This is a genomic window from Prosthecobacter sp., assembly GCF_049294395.1.
Taxonomy (GTDB): Bacteria; Verrucomicrobiota; Verrucomicrobiia; order Verrucomicrobiales; family Verrucomicrobiaceae; genus Prosthecobacter.
This window is the reverse complement of sequence record NZ_JBAQCR010000261.1, coordinates 1-8,589: the sequence shown is the minus strand read 5'-3', so window position 1 is coordinate 8,589 and position 8,589 is coordinate 1. Positions and strand designations below refer to the sequence as shown.

Genomic DNA, 8,589 nt, shown 5'->3' with positions numbered 1-8,589 from the left:
AACGCTGATGGACGGGCGGGCTGTCGCCACACCCATCCTACGTATGGCGGGCATGCAAGCATTGGCTGCCCGATTTGCCTTGAAGTCTCCAACTGAAAACAAAGTCTCTTCTTCAGAGCCGAACTTTCATCGGCTCCGAAACAGACCCGTTTTCAATGTATTGTGGTATTATAGCCCGCTCCACAAACACCCAGGACATCGAGAAACCAGTGCCTCCCCATACGGACTGCGGTCGCGCAGTGAGGCACGAACGCAGCTACCGCTTTCGCCGTCCCTCGGGGCTCCCGCCTACCACAAAATACCCGAAAGCGGCAGCCCCCAATCCCTCGCAGCCCGGTCACCCCACGCCAACCACGCGACTTATGGCAGGGGAATCGAAACTGATTTTCGAAAAGCCGCAAGAAGGCACACTCCATCAGATCGTTTAAAAACCGGAGGCAACCTTCGGTTCTGCCGCACAGTGGCAGAGCAGCCTGGAAAGCACAGCATAGATCCCATCTCTGCTTCCTCTGCCTCTTTGCCCCTCTGCGGCCAATCGAACGTCCTCATGCCCGCCAAACCGGAATTGAGTTTTACGAACTGATATAAAACACGCAGGCCAAAGCACGCCGCACATCGCGCGCAGTCCACGCCTCCACCTTAGGCACACACTCATCCCGCAGAGAGACCGTCCCAAGCCCCCACTCTCACTCAGATCCCGACCCCGGCGCTGCGGCAGGCACCGCACCATTCCCACGCCGCGCAAACATCCCCGGCTTGAACGTCGTCACCCACACCGGCGAGCCCCATGAGCTAGGATAGCGCGACGTGTACCGCACCGTCTTCTCCTTCAGCGGCGTCCCCGGCGCCGGATGCGGCGCCTCCATGTCATGGTAAAGGTACTCATACGAACCATGCGGCGAAGCCACACGGTCATAGTACCCCATCCCGCCCGGGCGCGATTCACTGTACGGGTAGAACCCGCTCCGCTCATACGGTCGACCATGCGGGCGCAGACCGCTCACATACGCCGGAGATCCAAACGCAGGCGGAGCCACCTTCGCCGAAGTCGCCGTCGTCCGCGCCGGCACCGTGCGCCGGTACAAATCACCCGTGCAAGACACAAGCCCACCAGCCATCACCAAGGCGCCAACAAGCAAAAGCGAAGTTTTCATAAAAAGCGAAGCAGTAAAAAGTTCAGAACAACAGCACCAGAGTAACAACCCCAAGCCCTCCTGTCTCTCACAATAATCGTCTCCCACCCGCCCAAAGGCTGTGCCGAAAGCCCAGCCCCGCACTCATCACCCAGCGCCCCAGGAGCGCGGGTCTCCGAACCCGCAGCATTTGCCACCCGCCCAGCGCGCCACCTTTCCCCACACCAATCCTGTGAATCATACAATCCTGTAAATCCTGTCCATTCATCCCGCCTTTCACCACCCACCGCAAACCAACAACCAACAACCAAGAACAACCCTCAAATCCCCAGCCTCAACTGCCGCCTCTGCTCCGGCGCCACCAGCGTCGAAACCCCGATCCCGATCAGCCGCAGCGGCCCCGTCACCAGCCGGTCCCGCGCCAGCAAATAACACGCCATCCGGTAGATCTCCCGCTCCGTCGTCACCGGCTCCTCCAGCCGGATCTGCCGCGTCAGCGTCGTGAAGTCACTGTAGCGCACCTTCACCTGCACCGTCATCGCGCCCACCCCGTGCTTCCCCAGCGTCTGCGCCACATCCAGCGCCATCTCCTTCAGCGCCGCCCGCAGCACCGGCCGCGCGTCCGTGTCATTGAGAAACGTGTTCTCCGCGCTGATGCTCTTGCGCTCCTCGCTCAGGTCCAGCTCACGCTCATCATTCCCCAGTGCCCGCTGCCGCAGCTTCGCCGCAAACGACCCCGCCACCGCCTCCAGCGCCTGCGTCGAGTCCTGCAGATCCCCGATCGTCCGCAGCCCCAGCGCCTCCAGCCCCTGTGCCGTCACCGGCCCCACCCCGTGGATAGCGCTCACCGGCAGCGGTCGTAAAAACGCGATCTTGTCCCTGTCGAGAATCACCGTCAGCCCGTCCGGCTTTTGGAAATCACTCGCCAGCTTCGCCAAAAACTTGTTCGCGCTGATCCCCACACTCGCCGTCAGCCCGCACACCTCGCGGATGCGCCGCTTGATCTCCGCCGCCATCGGCCGCGCCGCTTCAATGGCAGCATCCACCTCCAAAGCCGGGTCCGCATGCGCGCTCACATCCAGGTACGCCTCATCCACAGACACCTGCTCGATCATCGGCGTAAACTCCTGCAAAATCGTCATAATTCGCGCCGACTCCGCCCGATACACCTCCATGCGCGGCCTCACAAAAATCCCCGCCGGGCACAGCCGCCCCGCCGTGCGTGAGGGCATCGCAGAGCGCACCTTGAACTTCCGCGCCTCATAGCTCGCCGCACACACCACCCCACGCTGATCCGGCGGCGACCCCACGATCACCGGCTTCCCCCGGTACTCCGGATTGTCCCGCTGCTCCACCGATGCAAAAAACGCATCCATGTCCATATGCATGATCACTCGTGGCATGGCCTTAACGTACGGCAGAAAATGGAGGTTGGATGTTCATTCAAGAGTCTCGCCCAGCATTCGCATTCAATGTCCAGCATTCAATGTTCGATGCCACAAGTCTCCTTCGCCCCACGCCATCGCAAACCCAGCGTACGTATTGTAGTTCCGCCTTTAGGCGGTTCCGGACGAGCGTCCCCAAAGTCCCGCCACTCAGGCACATATCGCATTCACTGTTCACAGTTCGATGCCACAAGTCCCCTTCGCTCCACGCCATCGCAAACCCAGCGTACGTATTGTAGTCCCGCCTTTAGACGGTTCCGGACGAGCGTCCCCAAAGTCCCGCCACTCAGGCACAAATGGAACCTTGCACCTGATGTCAGTCGATGGCGCAAATCACCACAGTTTTCCGGGCACCACCGCTCCCACACGCCCGATCTTCTTTACTGCGCGTGCAGCTTCAGATTCGCATACGCATCCTTCGTCTCCTCATAGCGGTACTCGTGGGCCTTCTCGCCATCATGCGCCTGCCGCTGACCTTCAAAAATGATCTTGTCCTTGTCGGTCAAGGCGCCGCTCACCACAAACAGATCTTCCAGCTCCTCCAGCACCTTGATCTTCACCTGCTTGATCACGTCATCCTTGTCCACCGTGTAAATGTACTGCTCACCCCCGAGTTCAAACGTCGACTTCTGCGGCACCAGCAGCGCATGTTTCAGCGCCCGCTGCATGCGGATGTTGCCCGTCTCCCCGTGCCGCAGCAGCCCCTTCGGATTCGGGAAGTCCGCGCGGAAGGGGATCGTGCCCGTCTTGTTGTTGAACTCACCCTCGATCACATTCACGCGCCCCTTCTGGTCAAAGAGCTTCCCGTTCGCCATCACCAGGCTCACCTTCTTGCTGTCCTCAGACTGCTCCGTGGAGGCATACTCCAGGTAGTCCGCCTCAGGCACATTGAAATAGATCCACATCTCGCTGTTGTCAGACATCGTCGTCAGCAGGTCACCCACCTCCACCAGGCTGCCGTTTCGCAGCCGCAGGCGGTCCATCAGCCCCGTAAACGGCGCCTTGATCGTCGTGAAACCCAGATGCGTCTGTGAAAGGTTCACCTCCGCCATCTTCTGGTCCAGCTTCGCCTTCGCCATCGTCAGCTCCTTGTCAGACACCACGTTGGAGTCCAGCAGCCGCTTCGTGTTTTCATACTCCACCCGCGCCACCTGCGCATCCGCCTCCGTGCGTTTCACCTCAGCAGTGTACACCCGTGGCAGGATCGAAAACATCAGATCCCCCTCCTTCAACATCTGCCCCTCCTTCACGCTCACCACCTCCAGGTAGCCGCGCTCCAGCGCACGGATCTCAATGTTCCGGCACGAATGAATCTGGCACACATAATCACGCGAGATCACCGTGTCCCGTACGATCGGCTTCGTCAGCACCAGCTGAGACTCCGCCTCTTCCTCATGGTGCGCCTCCTTGTGGTCACAACTGCTCAGCGTCATCGCCGCCAGCCCCGCACACACAAACGCCGCCCACCTCCCAGGCCGCAGTTCACGGGCCTTGCTGATCTCAGGAGAGTGAAACGAACTGAACACGGAAAGGTGGTCTCTGTAACTCATAAGGGGTTGTTAAAATACTAGGTGCAGAGGCTCCAAAGTAAAGCATCGCCATGCATGGAAATGAAAACAATACGTCCGTCATATTCGGCAAAGATAAGTCCGATTGTAAGTAGGATAACCCGCCTTGAAAAATAGGCTTGAAGCCTATTACATAAAACAGTCTTCCCCAGTGAACGGGCCGTCAATTCGCCTTCAGGCCTGCCTTTGAGAAGTCAGGGCAGGACAATGTCCGAAAAATCAAGAGTAGGTAAGTTCATTATCATGGATAGCCCCCTAAAACCATGCCTTCCATCCCCTCAATCCGCCTCCCATTTTTCACCACCGCCGCCCGCTGCGCCCGGCACCACATCATGCCAGCACACACCCGCAATCTCATACCCTCGCTCCAAGACATCGCAAACCCAGCCCACGTATTGTAGTCCCGCCTTTAGGCGGTTCTGGGCGAACGTCCCCAAAGCCCCGCCACTCAAGCACCCATGGGATGCTGGATCTCAACTCAGTCCAAGGCGCAAACCTCTCAATCAACCTCTTCGCGTTACAGCCCCGCCTTCGCTGCTCCTCAGCCAGCCCAACCCACTCCTCTCTCTCCATCACCCCATCAACAATCCTGAAATCCCACCATCCTCTAAATCCTGTCCATCCACCCCACCACTACCGCAACTCTGCCACCACACACGCATGACCCACCAACAATCCTGAAATTCTGCGATCCTGTGAATCCTGTCCATCTCTCCGCCCACCACAACACACCACAACCGCACACCTGCCACCACCCAAGCACACCCATCAACAATCCTGAAATCCCACCATCCTGTAAATCCTGTCCATCCACCCCGCCAACCACACCACGACCACACACTCCATCACTCCACTCCCGCGCACTCCACCACTACTCCCCCTTGATCTTCAAATGCGCGAACGCCTTCTCCGGCGCCTCAAACTCCGCCCCCTCCGCCTTCGCCCCGTCCTTCGCCAGGCCCATTCCCGCAAACACGATCATGTCATCCGCGCCCACCCCCTCGCTCACCATAAACAGATCCTCCAGCTCCGCAGAAATCTGGATCTCCCGCTGCTGCATCACCTGATCCTTCCCCACCACAAACACATAGTGGTGGCCACGTTTTTCAAACGTCGCCTTCTGCGGCACCAGCACCGCCTGCTTGATCATTTTCCACACGCGTACGATCCCGCTCTCACCATTCCTCAGCAGGCCCGTCGGATTCGCAAAATCCGCATGCAACGGCGTCATGCCGCTCTGCTCATCCGCCTTTGCCTCCGCCACGTTCAGCCTCCCCGGCTGCTCAAAAATCTTCCCATTCGCCAGCACCAGCGTCACCTGCTTGTTCTCCCCCGACTGCGCCTGCGCCGCATACTCCCGGGACTCCGCCTCAGACACATTGAAAATCACCTGCATCTCGCTGTTGTCAGACAGCGTCGTCAGCACAGCGCCCTGATCCACCAGGCTCCCTTCCGCCAGCAGCAGGCGGCTCATCAGTCCTGAAAACGGCGCTTTGATCGTGTTCACGTCCGCATCATTCTGCGCCGCCTTCACCAGTTCCAGCTTCTCATCCCATTGGGCCTTCGCCTCGCTCAGTTCCTGATCGGTGGCCTGCTGGTTCTTCAGCCGCCGCTCCGTGTTTTCAAAGACCCCCTTCGCCACCTCCGCCACAGCCTCAGCACGGTTCAGCGCCGTCCGCTTGCTCCCCGGTACAATCTTGAACATCACATCCCCCGCGTTCACATGCTGGCCCTCCTTCAATTTCCCCAGCTCCAAGTACCCACGTCCCGTCGCCAGCACCTTGATGTTCTTGCACGAGTTGATCTGGCAGGCGTACTCACGCGAGATCGTGGTGTCCTGCTGCAGCGGGTGCGTCAGCACCATCACCGCCGCATGCCCGCCCTTTTTAGAATGGCACGCCCCCAGCGTGAACGCCGCCATCAAACACGCTCCCATCTGCAAAGCCCGCATGGCCGTCCGCACCCTCTGATCTTCACAAGTTCCAGTGAATTCAAACAACCTCACAACCGCGGAGCAGGACCCAAATCTCATAAGATCACGATGCTAGACACCCAGTTTTTAAAGTAAAGCCAAGCTAAATGGGTATATGTCCTAGACTGCATGGAACACCTCTGAAAACCAGCAAATCGATGCAAATCGGATGGTGTAAATAGGCTCGTGGCCTATCTGCTGATAAGCAGTCGTACTATAAGCAGTCGTACTATAAGCAGTCGTACTTACTGGCGCGATCAGAAACTGTCCCAACCAATCACACAAACTTCCGCACACCTGCGTTCATCAAATCAAGGTGCCTCATAAAACACATTTCCGAATCGCGCCTGTCCACCTCTGATATGGACTGCGGTCGCGAAGTGAGGAACGAACGCAGCTGCCGCTTTCGCCGTCCTCGGTGACTCCCGCCTACCAGCAAATACCCGAAAGCGGCAGCCCCCCAATCCCTCTGAGCCCCGTCACCCCACGACCACCACCAGCCGCTCGAAAGCAGCAGCTTCGCCCTTCCAGGGCTGCGCAGCCGCACTGATTCGCTGTCGCTCACCCCTTCGGGGCAGCCTGCGGCTGTCTATCTGCGCTTCGCTCCGGTTCCAAATACGCGCTGCAAGCTCACACCTCTGATATGGACTGCGGTCGCGCAGTGAGGAACGAACGCAGCTGCCGCTTTCGCCGTGCTCTGTGAGCCCCGCATACCACAAACCACCCGAAAGCGGCAGCCCCCCAATCCCTCTGAGCCCCACCACCCCACGCCAACCACGCACCCCTCAAAAGCCGCATCCAATCAAAGCCCCTTTAGACTGCGATAACACAGCGAGAAACAAACTCAGCCACCGCCTCTGCCCCCATCCAGCATCTAGCATCTAGCATCTAGCATCTAGCATCTAGGATCCAGGATCCAGCCCTACACCCCCACCATCTCCTCCGCTTCCTCCTCCTCGCCCGCCTCAGACGCCACCACCGGCGCAGGCAGTCCCAGCGGCCGGTTGCTGATCGCGCTCACGTCCATGCTCAGGTCGCCACCCTTCGGCTCACGTCCCGTCAGGCGGCAGAAATCATGATAACTCAGCACCTCAAACGTCCGGTCCAGATGCTCCACCACCACCGTCATGCTCTCCACCCAGTCGCCCGAGTTCAGGTAGTGCACATCCTCGATCATCTTGTCCGCCGGCGTGTGAATGTGCCCGCAGATGATCCCATGGCAGCCCTTCCACTTCGCCAGCTTCTGCAGCTGCTCCTCGTAGCGCCCCACAAAGCTCACCGCGCCCTTCACCTTCATCTTCACCCACCGGCTCAGAGAGAAGGCCTCCTTGTTCCGCCAGCGCAGCCACGCGTTGTACATCCGGTTCAGGCGCAGCAGCAGCTCATAGCCCACCGCACCCACCTTCGCCAGCCACACATGGTTCGTCGTCACATGGTCAAACCCGTCCCCGTGCACCACCAGGTAGCGCCCGTGCGGCGACTCATGAATGTGCTCCTCCACCAGCGACAGACCCGCCAGCTTGAACGGCAGAAACTTCTCCAAAATGTCATCATGGTTCCCGCGCAGGTAGATCACCTCCGTGTCCTCCTTCTCCATCTTCTTCAGCACCGTCCGCACAAAGTGCGTGTGCTCCTGCGTCCAGCGCCCCGATCCGCTCAGCGCCCACGCATCGATGATGTCCCCGTTGAGCACCAGTTTCTCGCACTTGCAGTGCCGGATCAGATGCGCCGCCTGCACCGCCTTCGAGTCCGCCATGCCCAGATGCACATCGGACATGAACAGCGTCTTGATACGAAGTTTCGTTTTCATAGAAAGCAAAGAAGAGAAGGGGAGAGGTCAGGTTTCCGCCGCCACCATCCACCCCCGCTCAACACGCGGACTCACTGTGAATAGTAACGACCTTGTCACCAGACATCGCCTTTCATCGCCCTTTACGAAACACACCAAGTAAAACGTTTTCGTCACGAGCCCAGCCCTCACGCCACCGCCTCACCCATTCACAGCTTCACATCCTCGGCATCTTGGACGCCTGCAGCGTGCGGTCCAGCTCCTGCATCCGCTTCACCTCCACCGTCGGCGCGCTCTCCGGCTGCGCCTGCCGGCTCTCAAACGCCCGCCACACCGACCACAGGCACGTCACAAACAGCCCCACCGCCATGATCGGCCCGCCATGGTGACGGATAAAGCGCGTCTGCCGGCGCCATTGGAGGAAGCACTGAAGTTCGTTATGTCGTGGCTTGAACATGCCCCATCATTGAGACGAGCCCCCTCTGCCTCAAACACTACCTCGTCACAATACTGTGACCACCCTGCCATCAGCAGTGATCAATCAGCTCAACAGGCTTGGCAGGCACCCGCTGACTTGTGGGTGATAGTCAGGCTGTGCCGGTTCTGTGACATGGAAGGCGGTTTAAAAAGGTGCGCCGTCCATGGGTGTCGACAGCGCAAGGTCGGGGGGATGGTGGTAGGA

Annotated in this window: 6 protein-coding genes; all 6 read right to left on the bottom strand. The window is 59.3% G+C overall.

All coding sequences use genetic code 11. From position 1 onward, the window contains the following. Positions 1–686: 686 nt before the first annotated feature. Positions 687–1,154, bottom strand: a complete 468-nt coding sequence (locus WAW39_RS17890) for a hypothetical protein (RefSeq protein ID WP_422320552.1) — start codon at positions 1,152–1,154, stop codon at positions 687–689. Between the two features lie 299 nt (positions 1,155–1,453). Further along, positions 1,454–2,536, bottom strand: a complete 1,083-nt coding sequence (gene dinB / locus WAW39_RS17885; RefSeq protein ID WP_422320551.1) for a DNA polymerase IV — start codon at positions 2,534–2,536, stop codon at positions 1,454–1,456. 422 nt (positions 2,537–2,958) lie between these two features. After that, positions 2,959–4,128, bottom strand: coding sequence for an efflux RND transporter periplasmic adaptor subunit (locus WAW39_RS17880; RefSeq protein WP_422320550.1), 1,170 nt, complete (start codon positions 4,126–4,128; stop codon positions 2,959–2,961). Positions 4,129–5,017: 889 nt separating this feature from the next. After that, entirely contained in the window at positions 5,018–6,097 is a 1,080-nt protein-coding gene (locus WAW39_RS17875; RefSeq protein WP_422320549.1) for an efflux RND transporter periplasmic adaptor subunit, read from the bottom strand. 943 nt (positions 6,098–7,040) lie between these two features. After that, positions 7,041–7,928 (bottom strand): UDP-2,3-diacylglucosamine diphosphatase, encoded by an 888-nt coding sequence (locus WAW39_RS17870; RefSeq protein ID WP_422320548.1) that lies wholly within the window; start codon positions 7,926–7,928, stop codon positions 7,041–7,043. 196 nt (positions 7,929–8,124) lie between these two features. Then, a complete protein-coding gene (locus WAW39_RS17865) occupies positions 8,125–8,364 on the bottom strand; it encodes a hypothetical protein (protein ID WP_422320547.1) in 240 nt (79 codons plus the stop codon). Positions 8,365–8,589: the final 225 nt, after the last annotated feature.